This is a genomic window from Pseudobacteroides sp. (genome assembly GCF_036567765.1).
GTDB lineage: Bacteria > Bacillota > Clostridia > Acetivibrionales > DSM-2933 > Pseudobacteroides.
In genome coordinates, this window is record NZ_DATCTU010000091.1 from 20,661 (window position 1) to 38,809 (window position 18,149).

Genomic DNA, 18,149 nt, shown 5'->3' on the forward strand with positions numbered 1-18,149 from the left:
TTTATTAATTATTAATGTTAAGGTTAATAACACTTTTATCATTGAAATGGAGGATTAGGGTTGAGGGTTTTGTTTATTGGCGATATTGTCGGCAGTCCTGGAAGAAAAGCAGCAAAAGAAATGATAAATAAATTGAAAAAGGAAGAAGAAGTTGATTTTTGTATTGTTAATGGTGAAAATGCAGCAGGGGGAAGCGGAATAACATATGTTATTGCTCAGGAATTGTATAATAATGGGGTGGATGGGATAACCATGGGTAATCACACATGGTCAAAACATGAGATTTTAAACTTCATTGAAAGTGACAACAAGATGGCAAGGCCTGCAAATTACCCTCAAGATTTGCCTGGAAAAGGGTATGCCATATTAAGCGGCAAAAATGGGAAAATTGCAATAATGAACCTTTTAGGCAGAATATATATGGACAATATAGATTGTCCTTTTAAAGCCGCTGACAGAGAGTTGGAACAAATAAAAAAAGAGGTTAAGGTGGTTATTGTAGATTTCCATGCAGAGGCTACTTCGGAAAAAACTGCAATGGCTTGGTATTTGGATGGCAGAGTAAGCTGTGTTTTAGGTACCCATACCCATGTACAGACAGCAGATGAAAGGATTTTCCCTTTCGGTACGGGATTTATAACTGATGTCGGTATGACAGGGCCTTATGATGGTGTTATCGGTGTTAATAAGGATATTATACTTAAAAAGTTTCTTACCAATATGCCGCAACGATTTGAAGTAGCAAATGGAAGGGTAATATTTAATGCAGTGTTGCTAGATATTGACGAAAAAAATGGAAAAACTACAAATATTAGAAGAATAAGTTTGATAATGGAAGCCAGGTAGCAATAATTTGCCTAAAATGAATTCAAAAAAAGGATTTTCGATTTTTATGTAGAATATTTTAATATATGAAAAAGTTTTAGGGGGTACGAGTATGGACGTATTAAAAGTCTCATCAAAATCCAATCCAAATTCTATTGCTGGTGCTTTAGCAGGTGTTATTCGTGAAAAGGGTTCTGCAGAAATACAAGCTATAGGAGCTGGTGCATTGAATCAAGCGGTTAAGGCTATCGCAATTGCCCGCGGCTTTGTTGCCCCATCTGGAATCGAACTTATTTGCATCCCGGCTTTTACTGACATAGTGATTGACGGTGAAGAAAGAACTGCAATCAAATTATTGGTTGAGCCGAGAAGGTAGCAATAACTAAAGTATTTACATATGTAAAACAATCTTTAGTTTTATTAAAGCCTATTTAGTTAGTACTTTCTATCAATTCTAAGAAAATCTCTTAACTTCCGATTATATTTCTGCATTTATATCTGTTATTGTAACAGTGTTTTATAAATGCCATAAATTATTGGAAGTTTTTTTTATGGTTTTCCTCTAATCATATCTTTTAATGATCTTGCATTGCTTTCATTTATTCTAGGCAAAAAGAACAAGGAAATTAAAAGCCTGGTTATGAATGTAAGTATAAATAATGCATGATAGTGGTTTAATGTCTGACCGACTAGGAATGGGGCTTCAAGTTGCTTTAAGTAAGGCTCTGCAAACCTCATGAAACAAGAACCTAAAAGATAGGAAAGGCCTATTCCCACTACTGATGTAAACATTGTATAGTTGGCAAGGTATGATGTGCGGTGTTTTTTTGGAGCCAGCCATATGGATAGGTTTATAAAACTCATTTCAAAGCCGGGCCAGAAAATACCTGTTATGAGGCTTGCTATGGGTATAATAAAATAATAATTGTGCGGGGTGGCAAAGCACCATAAAAACGGAATTATGGATATAAAAAAGGCTGATATGACGGCTACAGGCCTATTTCCGTATTTGTCTATTGCCTTTCCAATATGCTGTACAAATAAAATAGTGGCGACATTAGAAACAAACTGGGAAAGAAGGTATATTGAAAAAAGGCTCATGTTAAGCTGTTTTATCATAAACATAAATAAAAACGGTGTTGGAAGGTTAATGCCGAAATTCCAAAGGGATACCGATATTATAAGTTTTAAATAATTTTTGTCCTTAAAGGGCTCTTTTAATGTTTTAATGCTTTGCTTCTCAGTAGTTTCAACCGGAGGATCTTTTATAAATATGAAGCAAAATATATCGGCTGCACCAAATAATGCAATCACAATAAACAATATGGAATAGTTCGTAAGACTGTTAAACCTGTCTATATACTGACCGATGATCAAACCGCTTAATGCACCTGAAACGGTATAGATCATCATTCTTTTACTAAAATATCGTCCTCTTATTCTTAATGGAATAAGAGAACCCATCCATGAGGAAAAGGCGACACCTACTACCGAATTGGCTGCAGAGGATACCATAATCAAAAAGGCAATGGAAATAAAAATAAGGTTTTTGTTTGCAGAGGGTACAAATAAAGGTATTAGTGCTATCGGTATATAAAGGAGCCTATGTATAAATCCCGCTGCTAGAAATATAAGCTTTCGCTTTCCTGAGTTCTCAATATTGAATGAAAAGGGCAATTGAATAACACTGCCTAAAATTGCTAGTGTTAGAATTATGCCATATTTGAAATCATCAATCCCAAGCTTTACTGCAAACTTTGTAAATGCCGCACCTCCAACCGGAGTTCCCACAGAAATGAAGAATACATTGCCAAGAGTAACTGCTATAATTACATAAGTAAGACTTTGTCTAAGATCCTTCCCCTTAATTCTATTTCCCATCAATACCTCTTATTTCCACGTTATTTTTATATTATTATTCCCCAAATGCTCATATTAAGTAATCTAATAATTGATCGGTTTTATCAGACATACATGTGAATTATAGCAAACTACATATTGGATTTGCAACTTAACAATGATCAAAATTTCGAGAAAAATAAATTTTGTAATGACATATGTGTTAAAATAATATTATAATAGACCATGTTATATGCTTAGGCATGAATGAAATTTAAACAATGTTTGGACAGGTGTAAAAAATGACAAATCTTATAATAGTAGTTATAATCTATATAATAGTTTTTGGGAATGACAAGTTTAAAGAAAAAGCCAGGTCAATACTACCTGTTGTGCTGGGTGTCTTGCTGGTTTTATTTACAGCTGCTGCATTGATTTTCAGATCCTATAATTACCTTCTTGGTAATTCAATAGACTTTTTGCTCATTGTAGTAATATTTATACTGGTGTTTGATGTAGAAAAGTTTTCTGCAAAAAATAAGGGTGCAGTAGTTGGGATCGTTGGGGGCATATTGCTTTGCTATCTATTGCAAAAGCTTTATTATTTAAGAATTTACCTTGCTATATCCGATTGGAAAAATATTATTGACGGTATCGGATTAATATTAGGCATTTTTTTAGTATTATTTATGATACATTCATTTGCTAGAAAGAAATAAACTAAAAGAGATTAATCAATTTCTGCTTCTATATTTATATATTAATTTGTGGGGAAATCAATATGAAATCCATGGGAAGATATCTTATTATTCTGTCGCTTATTCTTGTATTGTGGAATACTGTCATAATAAAGCCGTTAAAGCTGTTTGCAGTATTTCTGCATGAATTGGGACATTCATTAATGGCCTTCGTGTTCGGTTATGGCATAAGCGGTATTAGGATTAGCTTTAATGAAAGCGGATATGCACTTGTTAAGACAAAGGGCTGGCTTTCCCAAATTATGATTTTAAACGGTGGTTACTTGGGAAGTTTGTTCTTTGGGTTGCTTATTTTGCTTTTAAAGAAGACACCGATTAAAAAATACCTTCCAGGTATCATAGCGATAATATTTCTTGGAGTTTCCATAAAGTACGGAGATTTTAGCCTTATATTGCTATATTCAATAATATTTGCAGCTGTAGTTATAATTATCTACATGATTCAGAATGACAAGGTAATTGACTGGACTTTGGATATTATAGGAGTTTCAAGCGTTGCCTATGCTGTATATGATACCTTTGTGGATACATTGCTGGTCAAATTCAAATTTCCACTTCAGATGATAGGCGGTAGGGCAAATGGAAGCGATGCAGATCAACTGGCACAAATCTGGCCATATATACCTGCCGTTATCTGGGGAATATTCTGGATAGTACTTTCCTTACTAGCCATATATGTGTTTTTAGCTAAAGGTGGGGGGAAATCAAAGGCCTCTAAATCAAAAAAATAATTTTATAATTTAAGTAAAATGAGGAAAGGGTTGGATTCATGGAAGTTAAGAAGAGGATTGAGGAACTTAGAAAGCAAATAGAATATCATAATGAACGCTACTATAACCAGGATGATCCGGAAATAACAGATTATGAATATGATCAACTCTCATTAGAGTTAAGGAAGCTGGAGAAGGAGTATCCCCAGTTTGCAGATGCGGATTCACCTACCAGGAAGGTTGGAGGAACAAGCAAGAGGGAGCTTAGAAAAGTACAGCATGATGTACCTGTTGTAAGTCTACAGGATGTATTCAGTAAGGAAGAGGTTTATAGTTTTGTTAACAAAATGATTCAAGAGCTTGGGGAGCCTACTTTTATTGTTGAAAAAAAGATTGATGGGCTTTCAGTGGTCTTAAGATATAATGACGGTACATTTGTAGATGGGATAACCAGAGGGGACGGAGTTATTGGAGAATCGGTTTATGAGAATCTTCTGGAAGTACCCAATGTACCCAAAAGCATTCCTGAAAAACATCCGTATCTTGAGGTTCGCGGCGAGGTTTACATGACCAATGAGACCTTTGAAAACATTAACCGTAAACAGGAAGAGATCGGGGGTAAAATATACCAGACTGCAAGAAACCTTGCAGCAGGAACATTGAGGCAGTTGGATTCATCTATAGTAAGAGAAAGAAACCTTGATATATTTGTTTTTAATCTTGAGATATGCCGGGGCAGGGAATTTGCTTCCCATTCAGAGTCTCTAGGCTGGCTTAAATCCCAAGGTTTCCATGTAAGTCCCGATTATTGTGTATGTAAAACAGCTGACGAAGTATGGGATGCAATTTTCAAAATCGGTGATTCGAGATGGAGTCTGCCCTTTGGAATAGACGGAGCAGTTGTTAAGGTTGACAGCCTAGGAGACAGAGCAAGGCTAGGCATGACCAGCAAAGTGCCAAGATGGGCGGTAGCGTATAAATATCCGCCTGAACAAAAGGAAACCATAGTTGAAAAAATAGATGTTCAGGTTGGACGTACAGGCAGGCTCACGCCTCTTGCTATCTTAAAGCCTGTAAGGTTAGCTGGCACAACGGTTTCAAGGGCAACACTTCATAATCAGGACTACATAGACATGAAGGATATAAGAGAAGGTGACTCGGTAATTATTCAAAAGGCCGGAGACATAATACCGGAGGTTATAAGAAGCATTCCGGAAAAGAGGCCTCCGCATGCACAGAGGTTTATAATACCCAATACCTGCCCAAAATGCGGTGCACCTGCCCTGAGGGAGGAAAACGGTGTTGAGATTCGCTGTACAGGTTCCGAATGTTTTGCCCAAGCTATAAGAGGTGTTATATATTTTGCATCCAAGGATGCCATGAATATAGAAGGCCTTGGTCCAAGCTCGGTTGAGGCTTTGATGGCTGATGGGTATATAAAGGATATTGCAGATTTATATAATATAAAGAATCATAGAGAAGAACTGATAAACAAGGGAATTGTAGGCAAAGAAAAGTCAATTGATAATCTTATCAAAGCTGTTGAAAAGTCAAAAGAAAACGATATTGACAAGCTTATAACAGGCCTTGGAATAAGAAATGTAGGTAAACAGACTGCAAGGGTCCTTGCTGCAAACTTTCCCGATGTAGATTCCATAATGGAAGCGAAGTATGATCAGCTAATTGCATTGCCTGACTTTGGCGATATAATGGTGCAGGATATTCTGAGCTTCTTTGCAAGGCCTCAAGTTCGTGCTCTCATAGAAAAACTTAAGGAAGCCGAAGTTAATATGGTCTCAAAGGCTTTGGAGAAAAAGAAAGATGATCGTTTTGCAGGAAAAACTTTTGTCCTCACCGGGACTTTACCCTCAATGACAAGGGAAGAGGCTTCGGAACTCATTCAAGCGTATGGTGGAAAGGTTTCAAGCAGTGTTTCAAAGAAAACATCTTTTGTGCTTGCAGGGGAAGATGCGGGAAGTAAGCTGGTTAAAGCAAGGGACTTAGGAGTTTCTGTTATTTCCGAGGAAGACTTAAAGAAGATGATTGGGGAATAGTTAAAGAGTTAGGTAAATATAAATTATTTATTAAAAAATTATTAAAAATTTATTAATAATTAGATATCTTTTTTTAAAATTTATGATAAAATATTATTGTATAGAGAAATAAGTACCAATTTATTAAACCAAATAATAACCTGATGGGTAAATTGTGATACTTAAATAGGTTTATTTTATCTGTAAGTGATTAGATTATTTTGAAAAGAGGTATGTTATGGCTATAATTGTTTTCGTTATTTTTGACATCATTGTAGTTGCCATTGTTTTGGGCTTGTTGTTTAAGTTTTTGGACATTAAGATTCCTTATAAGTTAGTGGAAACAGTTAACAAGTCACCCAAATTAAAAGCTGCATTGGATAAGATAATAGGCTTCATAAAGGATTTGGACCTTAAGAGCAAGATATCAAATCTAAAGCTGCCTAAAATTGAGCTTGCGAAAAGGAAGATAAAGACAAAGCCTATTAGTGTTAACAGTAATGATATAAAACAGGATATTGCCAATTACTTTAGCAGAAAAAAAGAAAACAGATCTATAAATCCAGATACATATGATCATCCCAAATTCGGAAGAATAGGCAATGACAATGAGCCTGTAATGAATAATAATCAAAATGATTATTTTCAAAGCAACAATATACCTTCGATGAATCAAAGGCTTGCTACTGTGGAAAGTTCCAGCTATTCCGGAGGTTTCTCAATTGAATCGAATCAGAAATACGATAATGACAGCAGTATCTCTACAAAAAAGTTTACGCCTTGGGCATTATCAAATAACTCTGATGACGACAGTTGCTATGAATTACTCAATAAAAAAGTGCCTGAGCAGGATAGTCAAAGAGTAGAAAGTCCTTACGGGGATAGGCTGAATCAGGACAAAAGTAAAGAAGAAGGTATCAAGGGGAAATTATTTCAGAGAAATATAAAAGAAGAAGTCAAGAAGGTTGCAAAAGAAGATACAAAGAAGGAAAAAGTAAAGAAAGACAAGTCTTTATTTGGGAGCAATAAAAATCAAAATAAGAAATATAAGGTTGTTCAAACGGGGTTTGCAAGCATATTTTTCTCAAGAAATAACAGCATTATAATAATCCCTTATGCAAAAGATATTGAAGGAAAGGGCAGGGCTATGGACAATATTATATATATTGACGGTCCGATTCTTCCGCATCAATTGGGTGAAGCTGTAAGGCAAGCTGTTGAGATTGACAGCAACGTTTATCCGTTTACCGACAAAGAGTTGGTTAAGAAGCTGGAGGTAAAAGAATGGTGCGAATTTACCCAGGGAAGAAGATATATATCAGTAAGGTATGATGATGAATGCGGGTATATTTTAAATACCACGACAAGAAATACTGATGGATCATACAGATTGAATTGTCCTGGGGGAATAGAAAAGATTGTTAATAAGGATGCAACATTGACTGATTTGGGTGATACTATATACCATCTCTTGGAAAAATGTAAAGCATGATTATGAAATATCAAAATTAATATATCAAAAATAATATATTAAAGTGATAATATATTATTTAAATTATCAACATGGCATTAAGAGGGCATATTATATATGTCCTTTATTTGTGTTCTTTATTCATGTCTAGAATACTTGGAGAGAATAAAAAATAATTGCTTTTACAATAGGCATTTAATATAATAAACATTATGAATGGAGGGAATTTTATGAAAATAACTAGAGAAACTATTGAACATGTTGCTCAACTTGCCAGACTAAACCTAACAGAGGCAGAAATAGTAAAATTAACTTCTGAAATGGGAAATATTATTTCATATGTGGACAAGCTTAATGAGCTTGACACATCAGGCGTACAACCAACTGCACATGTTATGCCCCTTAAAAATGTTTTCAGAGACGACGAGGTTAAAGAATCGTTTGACAGGGAAAAACTTTTGTCAAATGCACCTTCAAAGGAGAATGGATGCGTACAAGTACCCAAGGTTGTTGAATAGGGTTTAAATAAATTTGATTTGTGAATAATATTGGATTTCAGGAGGTAGAATTGTGGAACTTTTTGAACTGACAGCCCATGAGTTAAAAGATTTACTTCAAAATAAAAAAGCAAGTGCCGTAGAAATTACAGAGTCGGTGCTTGGTAGAATAGACAGTGTTGAAGGTAAAGTAGGCAGCTTCATTACAGTGTGCAAGGAAGAAGCCTTAAAGAGAGCTAAAGACATCCAGGATAAGATGGATAAAGGTGAAGCAACATCACTGCTTAGCGGCATTCCTATGGCATTGAAGGACAATATGTGTACAGAGGGCATCAAAACCACTTGTGCATCCAAAATGTTAAATAACTTTATACCGCCCTATAACGCCACTGTTTCAAAAAAGCTTTTCCAGGAAGATACTGTTTTAGTTGGTAAGCTTAACATGGATGAATTTGCCATGGGAGGATCAACGGAGAACTCCTTCTTTAGAAAGACATGCAACCCATGGGATTTGGAAAGAGTCCCCGGGGGATCCAGCGGAGGGTCTGCAGCGTGTGTAGCAGCTGGTGAAGCCATATTTTCACTTGGCTCCGATACAGGGGGATCTATAAGGCAGCCGGCATCCTTTTGCGGAGTAGTTGGATTAAAGCCTACATACGGTTCTGTATCAAGGTATGGACTTGTTGCATTTGCATCCTCATTGGATCAAATAGGGCCGTTGACGAAGGATGTAACCGACTGTGCACTGGTAATGAATGCGATCTGCGGTCATGATCCTATGGATTCAACATCTATAAAAACAAGCTATCCTGATTTTACAAAGGCTTTGGTTAATGATGTAAAGGGTATGAAGGTTGGTATACCTAAGGAATATATAGGTGAAGGCCTAAACAGTGAAGTCAGGAAGTCGGTATTGGATGCTGTTGAGGTGTTAAGGAAGCTTGGAGCCCAGTGCGAGGAGTTTTCTCTGCCTATTACCGAGTATGCTATCCCGGCGTATTATATTATATCGTCAGCAGAAGCAAGCTCCAACCTTGCAAGGTATGACGGTGTAAAATACGGCTATCGTGCAGAGAAATTCACTGACTTGATTGATCTTTACAAGCAGTCAAGGAGTGAGGGCTTCGGTGCCGAGGTTAAGAGAAGGATAATGCTTGGAACGTATGCATTGAGTTCGGGATATTATGATGCTTATTATAAGAAAGCCCTTCAGGTAAGGACCCTTATTAAAAACGGCTTTGACGAAGCCTTTTCAAAATATGACTTGGTATTAGGGCCAACTGCTCCATCCACTGCATACAAGATTGGTGAGAAAATGGACGACCCTCTTGAAATGTATCTGGGTGATATCTTCACTGTATCTGTTAATATAGCAGGATTACCGGGATTGGTTGTTACATGCGGCTTTGACGGAAATAATCTTCCCATAGGCTTGCAGCTCATCGGAAAGCCATTGGATGAAAGTACACTCCTTCGGGTTGGCTATACATTTGAACAGAACACGGAGTTTCATAAGCAAAGGGCGAAAATATAGGATTACAAAAGAAGGGTGATGACAATGGATTACGAATTGGTAATAGGTTTGGAAGTTCATGCAGAGCTGTCAACTAAATCAAAAATATACTGCTCATGTACAACTGAGTTCGGCGGAGATGTTAATACTCATTGCTGTCCTATATGTACTGGGATGCCGGGTGTTTTGCCTGTTTTAAACAAAAAGGTTATTGAGTATGCTGTTAAGGCAGGGCTCGCTACAAACTGCGAGATTGCAAGATTCAGCAAACAGGACAGAAAGAATTACTTTTATCCTGATCTGCCTAAAGCTTATCAGGTTTCACAGTTTGATCTGCCCATATGTAAGAACGGGTATATTGATATAGAAGTAAACGGAGAACAAAAAAGAATCGGTCTTACCAGGATTCACATAGAAGAAGATGCAGGAAAGCTCATACATGATGAATGGGATAGAGGAACCCTTGTTGATTACAACAGGTGCGGGGTGCCGCTGATCGAAATAGTGTCTGAGCCTGACATAAGGTCGGCTGAAGAGGCAAAGGCATTTTTGGAAACATTGAAGGCTATTTTGGAGTATATAGATGTATCGGACTGCAAGATGCAGGAAGGATCTTTAAGGGCAGACGTTAACCTGTCTATAAGGCCTGTAGGACAGAAGGAATTCGGTACAAGAACAGAAATGAAAAACCTCAACTCTTTCAAGGCTATTTTAAGGGCAATTGAAGGAGAGTTCAAGAGACAGAAAACCGAGCTCGAATACGGCGGAGTTATCATACAGGAAACAAGACGCTGGGATGATAACAAAGGAACAAGCTATGCAATGAGGAGCAAGGAAGAGGCTCATGACTACAGGTATTTCCCTGAGCCTGACTTGGTACCTATCGTACTTGAAGACAGTTATATTGAAGAGATAAGATCTTCACTTCCTGAGCTTCCTGAAGCAAGGAAAAAGAGGTATATGGAGGATTATGCATTGCCCGAGTATGACTCGGCGATACTTACTTCGTCAAAGTATTATGCTGATTTCTTTGAAGAGGCTGTTAAGATGAGCAATAACGCAAAAGCGGTCAGCAACTGGATAATGGGTGACCTGATGAGGATTTTGAAGGAGAAGGAGATGGAAGCCAGTGAGATACCTTTTCCAGCAGAGTACTTGGCTAAGCTTGTTAAGCTCATAGACAGCGGCAAAATCAGCGGAACAATCGCCAAGAAAGTTTTTGATAAAATGTTTCAGACTAAAAAAGATCCTGAGGTTATTGTAAAAGAAGAAGGACTTGAGGTTGTTAATGATGAAGGTGCACTTGTAGGCATTGTTAAGAAAATACTTGAGGCCAACCCCCAGTCTGTTGCAGACTTCAAGAGCGGTAAGGAAAAAGCCTTCGGCTTCCTTGTGGGACAGTGTATGAAGGAAAGCAGAGGAAAGGGCAATCCTCAAATAATCAACAAGATTCTCAAAGAAGAGCTTGAAAAACTCTGATATGAAAGACTCTGATAAGGGGTATTAATTAATTCAGAAATTTAAATATAAAATTGCTTCGTATAAGGAAATTTACTTGGCCTATTGTTCTAACAGTATTCTGTAAGAGGCCATGTAAATTTCTTATTGAAGTATCTAAATGTTTTGCAATAATCATTTGACATTTGTAAGATGTTGTGAAATATTTTCCTTGATGTATATGTTGCAAAAATTCAGAAAAACGCTATACATTTATTATGTCAGGAGAGTGTGATAATGCGTTTTCTACTTTCAACCAACGGCATTTTGCCCGTCATATCTGCGATTTTGTCGTTTTTTATGGTTGTATATTTCATGTTTAAAGCAAAGAAATCCAGTCTTTTTATATGCTATGTATGCTGCCAGACATTGGTGTTTGTGTGGTCTTTAGGCTATGCATGTGAGCTCATGGCACAGGAGTATTCAAACAAGCTGATATTCATGAAAGTTAATTATTTTTGCATATGCTTTTTAAGCTTGGGCTGGCTGATATTTTGTAACCTTTTTGCTGAAAACAGGAGTTTTTTTAAGAAAAAATCCATTATACCTGCTGCTCTTATTCCTTTTGTTAACTATTTAGTTGTATTGACCAACGATTATCATAAGATATTTAAAGACAGCATTGGTGGTGACAACGGCAGAAGGGTTTACTTCTGGATAATAGTTTTTGTAACCTATGTGTACATTTTTCTGGGAATACTGGTTCTAACTAGAAAATACAGTAAACAAATCAGGATTCTAAAGATTCAGACTCTAGCTCTAATACTGGCAGTTCTTATACCCATTATATCCAATTTTTTATCTGTTACAGGCATTGTAAAGGTAAATTATGACCTGACACCTGTAAGCTTTTCTCTTACAATGCTTATAGTAGCTATTGCAACTTTTAAGTACAGGTTTCTTGATCTTGTACCCATTGCGAGAAGAGAAATTGTTGAGAAAATGAATGATTCGGTACTGGTTTTTAATTTAAGCAATAAGGTTATAGACTGGAACATGGCTTTTCTGTCAAACATACTAGCAGATGAAGACAGCTTAAAGGACGTTGATATAAGCTTGGTCTTCAGTAAGATAAAGTCAATATCAACAGGAGAAATAGATGCTGGGTTTATAGAATGTGTTATGGGACAAAAGCCTTCTATGATATCTACTGAAATAACAATAATACATCCCACCCCCAAAACCTATCATGTAAAGCTTCAGCCTGTTTTGAACAGGCATGGGGATATGCTAGCTAAGACATTGACATTTACTGACATTACATTATATAGAGAGCTGACCATTACAAAGGAACGAAACAGAATTGCCCATGATGTGCATGATACATTAGGGCATACAATGACACTGCTCATCTCAGTCCTTGAGGTGGCCAACATAACTTATAAGAGCGATGTGGACACTACAGGAGATAAGCTTAAAGAGGCATTGAAGATATCCAAGGAGGGACTTAAGGAGCTTCGCAGATCGATAACAGGTTTGAGGCCGGAAAAGCTTAATTCAAATAGCCTTATAACATCACTCAATAACATGTTTTCGGATTTCAGACTGTCAGGTGTGGAGATTGATTTTACCTCTGAGGGAATGGAGCCTCATGATATTGAGAGGTATTCTGATATTGTATATAGAGTATGTCAGGAAGCCTTGACCAACTCCATTAAGCATGGCAAAGCTAAAAACGTCAGTATAATTTTGAGATTCGATGCAAAAATGATTAAGCTCTTTATTTTGGATGATGGTATTGGCTGCGGTAAAATTGTAAAGGGATTTGGTTTGTCCGGAATGGAGGAGAGGTTAAAAGCGGTCAATGGAACAATAATCTATGGTTCGGATGGCGAAAGCGGTTTTAACTTAAGAGTGGAAATTCCTCTTAATAAAAGTTAATGAGATTAATATGAGGTGTCTTAATGATAAAGGTATTGATTGTGGATGATCAGGCGATGCTCAGACAAAGCCTGAAGTTTATTATTGAACAGGATAGTGCAATAGAGGTTGCAGCAACTGCCGGTAATGGAGAAGATGCATTCAGGCTGTGCAGTGAATTAAACCCTGATGTGGTTTTAATGGACATCATGATGCCTGTTTGTGACGGTATTGAAGGCACAAGGATAATAAAGTCAACGTACCCTAACATAAAGGTTATTATTCTTACAACGTTTAATAATGATGAAAATATAAAAAATGCTTTGCAAAACGGAGCGGCAGGCTATCTTTTGAAGGATGCTGATCCTGAAGATCTGATTCTTGCAATCAAAAGCGTTGCAAAAGGTATGAGCATCATTCACCATGACGTTTTTGACAATGTAGTAAAAAAGGTAAGCCACATTGAGCCTCAAAAATCAACTGAGGTTAATGGTCCTGATATACATTTTACAGACAGGGAGCTTGATGTAATAAGGCTTATTGTTGACGGCAAAAGCAATAAAGAAATAGGGTCAGAGCTTTTTATTACAGAGGGCACTGTAAAGAACATAATTACAGGGACTTTGGATAAAGCGGGGGTAAAGGACAGGACCCAATTGGCTGTATACGCAATAAAAAACCATATAGTATGACTTAAGTCACTTTGTGATACCATGACTTTCGGCTGTCAAGTTGTGACCTGGGATATCTGGGAATAACAATAAAATCCATCTATAATTTAAATATAACATTCAAAACAAATTGTTTTATTTAAATTTTGAAAGGATGGAGTAAATATGAACAACTTGTTCAAAAAACACTGGATAACCCTTCTGGGTGCGGTATTTATGTTTCTTACCTTCTCGTACCTGTTTAGATTTGCTGTAGACAAGGGATGGATATCCAATCAATTGAAAATCATGATTGGTATAGTGGCAGGAACAGGTTTTGCAGTTGGTGGTGTAACTGCAGGACAAAAGGGAAAGTCAGCATTAAATGAGATTTTATCAGGTCTTGGAGCTTCTTTGATTTATACTACATTTGCCTTTGCGGGTATTTATTACTCTATGTGGAGCCCTATGACAGTATTCCTGCTGATGGTTGCAGTGACATTGATGATTAGTGTATATTCCTATAGGCTTGATTTAAGGATCCTTATGAATATCGGTTTATTGGGGGCACTAATAGCTCCATTAGTCATGAAATCGGAAAATGCTATTTTTACACTTTTTCTCTACCTTCTGGTTATAAATTCAGCTGCATTCTATGTCAGTGTCAATAAAAAATGGCCTGAATTGAGGCTGATCCCATTTTTGGCAACATGGATACTTTATTCAACTTACTACCTGTACTATCAGCCTGATAGCTGGCAATTCTCATTCAAATATGCCTCAGCAGCATTTATGTTCTATGTTATAAGTTTTGTAATATCATCATGGAAGGACGGCAAGAATTTTAACGGACTCAACCTGTATCTTGGCATATCAAACGGAATAATTTTCGGAATTTGGTCCGTCATTATAATGAATGGTATTACATCCTTCTCCTTAATACTTGGAGCAATCGGAATGGTTTATGTTGGTGCAGCTCTTGTGGTGTATGGAATGCTTAAAAAATTCACCGCAGCTGTTATGTTAAAGCTCTTTGCAGGTGCACTATTGATTCTAATTGCATTGAATGATATAGGTACAGGCCTTGACATAAAACCGATGATCTCAGTATACTTATGGATCTTGGTTGCGGCGGTGGTATTTGTTGCAGCTCAAATAAAGAAATTGGACTACCTTAAGATAACCGCAATAACAATATGGGTTATCACATCGATTTACTGGTACTATACAACATGGACAACTCCAATAGGCAACTGGTTCGGCACTTTTATACCCATATTCAACTTTTCGGGAATGGCTTGGGTGCTGCTTGCAGCTTTCGGTTTTTGCTTATCAGTTAAATTGAAGCTCAATATATTTAATAACAAGGAAGATAACGACTCCTTTAATTATTATATAAGCAACACATTTGCAATTATAAGCCATATAATCGTCGGAGGTCTCCTAACCTTCCAGATTGATAACCTTTGGGAAAATTACAAAATAACCTTCATTGATCTCAGGCTTACATATTCAATTACATGGGGAATTTATGCACTATTGATATTCATATGGGGGGCATACAGCAAGCAGGCATTATTCAGATGGTTTGGCTCGGCGGTTCTGGTCCTGGTGGCTGTGAAAACAATATTTATAGACCTTTCAAGTGCCGACACAATAGCCAAAATACTGGTGCTGTTCGTATTAAGCGTTATAACCTTTGCCATATCCTATATAAACAACATATGGAAGAATGAAGAAGATTCTTAGGTTATTGAAAAAGTTTTGATAAAGTTTTTTAATTATGCAAATAAACATATATATTTATCCTACTGGACTTTTGTCTGCATGATTTGTATATTATACGACAAAAGCTCCAGTAATTTTTTATGTATTCACTTCAAAATATATAATCTAAAATTTATTTTAATAAAATCTTGTATACAATGAACAATTTATATTATAATATCTATGGCTGGAAACACTGATGACATCAGGTGTTATGACCTGGTGATAATAATAAAACATATCTAAATTTATACATATTTATACCGAGAGGAGTTTAAAAATGAATTTCTTAGAACAAATCAGCCTTAGGGCAAAATCCGACTTAAAAACAATCGTACTTCCTGAAAGTTCAGACATCAGAACAATAAAAGCTGCGGCTCTTATACAGGAAAAAGGTATCGCTAATATAGTACTTGTGGGTAATCCGCAAGAGATAAAAGAATTATCAGGGGATCTGGATATCTCGAAGGCGAGAATAGTGGATCCCTTAAATTCTGACAAATTTGATGAATATGCAAATGCTTTTTATGAGTTAAGAAAGTCTAAGGGCGTAACTATAGAAAAGGCAAGAGAAATAATGAAGGACAGCATGTATTATGGAGTAATGATGGTAAAGATGGGGGAAGCAGACGGGATGGTTTCCGGTGCCATCCACTCAACTGCCGACACATTAAGACCTGCTTTGCAGATATTAAAAACGGCACCTGGTACTAAGCTTGTATCATCATTTTTTGTAATGGTTGTTCCAGATTGTGAGTATGGTGAAAAAGGCACATTCGTATATTCGGACTGCGGGCTTGTGGAAAATCCTTCAGCTGAAGAATTATCAGAAATTGCAATTGCATCTGCTGATTCCTTTAAGGCACTTGTTCAGGCAGAACCTGTAGTTGCTATGCTGTCATATTCTACTTATGGAAGTGCAAAGAGCGAGTTGGTTGATAAAGTAACTAAGGCAACAGCACTGGCTAAAGAAAAAGCACCAGAGCTGGCACTTGATGGAGAACTTCAGGCGGATGCGGCGATTGTTCTATCTGTGGGAGGCTCAAAGGCACCTGGAAGTAAGGTGGCAGGTAAGGCTAATGTATTAGTATTCCCTGATCTGAATGCAGGTAATATAGCCTACAAACTTACACAGAGGCTTGCAAAGGCTGAAGCATACGGACCTGTTACTCAAGGATTGGCAAGGCCTGTAAACGATTTGTCAAGAGGCTGCAGTGCGGAAGATATCGTTGGAGTTGTTGCAATAACTGCAGTCCAGGCACAGAATATGTCAAAGTAATTGGCAGGGCAGATTTACTTAAAATAATTACTATTATGTAAAGATAGGAGAATATCAATGAAAATATTAGTTATTAACACAGGAAGCTCTTCATTGAAATATCAGTTGATAGATACCATGAATGAAGCGGTATTGGCAAAAGGAAACTGTGACAGGATTGGAATTGAAAACTCATTTATAAAGCACACAAAGATGGGAGCAGATGCGGTTGTTATAGAAAAGGATATGGCTAACCATAAGGTTGCCATACAACAGGTTCTTAATGCTCTCACAGATAAAGACATCGGCGTAATATCAGATATGTCTGAAATAGCTGCTGTTGGTCACAGGGTTGTTCATGGAGGAGAGAAATTCCATGATTCGGTTATAATTGATGATGATGTAATGGAAGCATTAAGAGATTGCATCGAATTGGCACCTCTTCATAACCCTCCAAATATAATAGGTATTGAAGCATGCCAGCATGAAATGCCCGGCACACCTATGGTAGCGGTTTTTGATACAGCTTTTCATCAGACCATGCCCAAACATGCATATCTCTATGCATTACCATATGAAATATATGAAAAATATGGGGTCAGAAAGTATGGATTTCATGGCACTTCCCACAAGTATGTTGCAAACAGGGCAGCTGAAATGATTGGAAAACCGCTTGAAAAAACAAATCTTATTACCTGCCACCTGGGTAATGGTGCAAGCATATGTGCAGTCAGAAACGGTAAGTCTGTAGAAACCAGTATGGGATTTACTCCACTGGCAGGACTTGCTATGGGAACAAGATGCGGTACAATAGACCCTGCTGTGATTTCTTACCTTATGGACAAAGAAAAGATGTCGGTTAAGGATATAAATGACTACTTGAATAAAAAGTCAGGGGTTCTTGGTATATCCGGTGTAAGCAGCGACTTCAGAGATATTGAAGCAGCGGCAGATGAAGGAAATGAAAGAGCGGCACTGGCAATCGAAATATTCTGCTACAGGGTTAAAAAATATATCGGAGAGTACGCAGCAGTTATGGATGGTGTAGATGCTATTATCTTTACAGCAGGGATTGGTGAAAATAACCCTCTGGTTAGAAAGAAAGTTCTAACAGGTATGGACTACATGGGAATTGATATTGACTGGGAAAAGAATGGAGTAAAAGGCAAGGAATTGGACATCAGTGCTCCTAATGCAAAGGTGAGGACTTTGGTGGTTCCAACCAATGAAGAGCTTGCTATTGCAAGAGAAACAATAAAACTTCTAAAAAAATAAGGTTTTGAGATTATTATAGTTAAGGCATGATTAAAGAATTACTTACCGTTGCGAGTGTGAGTTCACGAAATTAAGTGGACTCGAAAACGAGCATATACGGTAAGTTATTTCTTTAACATGCCTAAATATAAAAAGAGCTGATATCCATTTGTTTATATTTCGGGCAGCTCTTTTAATTTTGTTATATAATATGGTA

The 18,149-nt window shown here is 37.0% G+C and carries 15 protein-coding genes; 14 read left to right on the plus strand and 1 reads right to left on the minus strand.

Annotation, left to right across the window (positions count from 1 at the left end; all coding sequences use genetic code 11):
* The first annotated feature begins 60 nt into the window (after window positions 1–60).
* Together VIO64_RS13475 and VIO64_RS13480 are read left to right on the plus strand one after the other, a co-directional pair.
* Window positions 61–846 carry a TIGR00282 family metallophosphoesterase gene (locus tag VIO64_RS13475; RefSeq protein WP_331919054.1) on the plus strand — a complete coding sequence of 262 codons (786 nt, stop codon included), beginning with the start codon at window positions 61–63 and terminating at the stop codon, window positions 844–846.
* A gap of 91 nt (window positions 847–937) precedes the next feature.
* Window positions 938–1,201 carry a stage V sporulation protein S gene (locus VIO64_RS13480; RefSeq protein ID WP_036946279.1) on the plus strand — a complete coding sequence of 88 codons (264 nt, stop codon included), beginning with the start codon at window positions 938–940 and terminating at the stop codon, window positions 1,199–1,201.
* Between the two features lie 173 nt (window positions 1,202–1,374).
* On the opposite strand, the gene VIO64_RS13485 is transcribed toward VIO64_RS13480, so the two are convergent.
* Window positions 1,375–2,706 (minus strand): MFS transporter, encoded by a 1,332-nt coding sequence (locus tag VIO64_RS13485; protein ID WP_331919060.1) that lies wholly within the window; start codon window positions 2,704–2,706, stop codon window positions 1,375–1,377.
* Between the two features lie 260 nt (window positions 2,707–2,966).
* Between VIO64_RS13485 and VIO64_RS13490 the strand changes: the two genes are divergently transcribed.
* From VIO64_RS13490 to VIO64_RS13545, 12 genes are all read left to right on the plus strand, one after another.
* Complete coding sequence (locus VIO64_RS13490) at window positions 2,967–3,383, plus strand: hypothetical protein (RefSeq protein ID WP_331919062.1); 417 nt, start codon at window positions 2,967–2,969, stop codon at window positions 3,381–3,383.
* Between the two features lie 62 nt (window positions 3,384–3,445).
* Complete coding sequence (locus VIO64_RS13495) at window positions 3,446–4,153, plus strand: M50 family metallopeptidase (RefSeq protein WP_331919064.1); 708 nt, start codon at window positions 3,446–3,448, stop codon at window positions 4,151–4,153.
* A gap of 38 nt (window positions 4,154–4,191) precedes the next feature.
* On the plus strand, window positions 4,192–6,186 hold the full coding sequence (ligA, locus tag VIO64_RS13500; RefSeq protein WP_331919066.1) for an NAD-dependent DNA ligase LigA: 1,995 nt from the start codon (window positions 4,192–4,194) through the stop codon (window positions 6,184–6,186).
* 217 nt (window positions 6,187–6,403) lie between these two features.
* Window positions 6,404–7,657, plus strand: a complete 1,254-nt coding sequence (locus VIO64_RS13505) for a hypothetical protein (protein WP_331919068.1) — start codon at window positions 6,404–6,406, stop codon at window positions 7,655–7,657.
* Window positions 7,658–7,866: 209 nt separating this feature from the next.
* Window positions 7,867–8,154: an Asp-tRNA(Asn)/Glu-tRNA(Gln) amidotransferase subunit GatC gene (gatC, locus tag VIO64_RS13510; RefSeq protein ID WP_331919070.1), complete on the plus strand. Its 288-nt coding sequence runs from the start codon at window positions 7,867–7,869 to the stop codon at window positions 8,152–8,154.
* Window positions 8,155–8,206: 52 nt separating this feature from the next.
* Window positions 8,207–9,667 carry an Asp-tRNA(Asn)/Glu-tRNA(Gln) amidotransferase subunit GatA gene (gene gatA / locus VIO64_RS13515; protein ID WP_331919072.1) on the plus strand — a complete coding sequence of 487 codons (1,461 nt, stop codon included), beginning with the start codon at window positions 8,207–8,209 and terminating at the stop codon, window positions 9,665–9,667.
* 24 nt (window positions 9,668–9,691) lie between these two features.
* Window positions 9,692–11,125, plus strand: a complete 1,434-nt coding sequence (gene gatB / locus VIO64_RS13520) for an Asp-tRNA(Asn)/Glu-tRNA(Gln) amidotransferase subunit GatB (RefSeq protein ID WP_331919074.1) — start codon at window positions 9,692–9,694, stop codon at window positions 11,123–11,125.
* 255 nt (window positions 11,126–11,380) lie between these two features.
* Window positions 11,381–13,024, plus strand: a complete 1,644-nt coding sequence (locus VIO64_RS13525) for a histidine kinase N-terminal 7TM domain-containing protein (protein WP_331919076.1) — start codon at window positions 11,381–11,383, stop codon at window positions 13,022–13,024.
* A 23-nt stretch (window positions 13,025–13,047) separates the two neighbouring features.
* A complete protein-coding gene (locus VIO64_RS13530) occupies window positions 13,048–13,695 on the plus strand; it encodes a response regulator transcription factor (protein ID WP_331919078.1) in 648 nt (215 codons plus the stop codon).
* A gap of 144 nt (window positions 13,696–13,839) precedes the next feature.
* Entirely contained in the window at window positions 13,840–15,402 is a 1,563-nt protein-coding gene (locus VIO64_RS13535; protein ID WP_331919080.1) for a DUF2339 domain-containing protein, read from the plus strand.
* 298 nt (window positions 15,403–15,700) lie between these two features.
* Entirely contained in the window at window positions 15,701–16,699 is a 999-nt protein-coding gene (gene pta, locus VIO64_RS13540; protein ID WP_331919082.1) for a phosphate acetyltransferase, read from the plus strand.
* A 57-nt stretch (window positions 16,700–16,756) separates the two neighbouring features.
* Window positions 16,757–17,953, plus strand: a complete 1,197-nt coding sequence (locus VIO64_RS13545; protein ID WP_331919084.1) for an acetate kinase — start codon at window positions 16,757–16,759, stop codon at window positions 17,951–17,953.
* Window positions 17,954–18,149 lie beyond the last annotated feature (196 nt).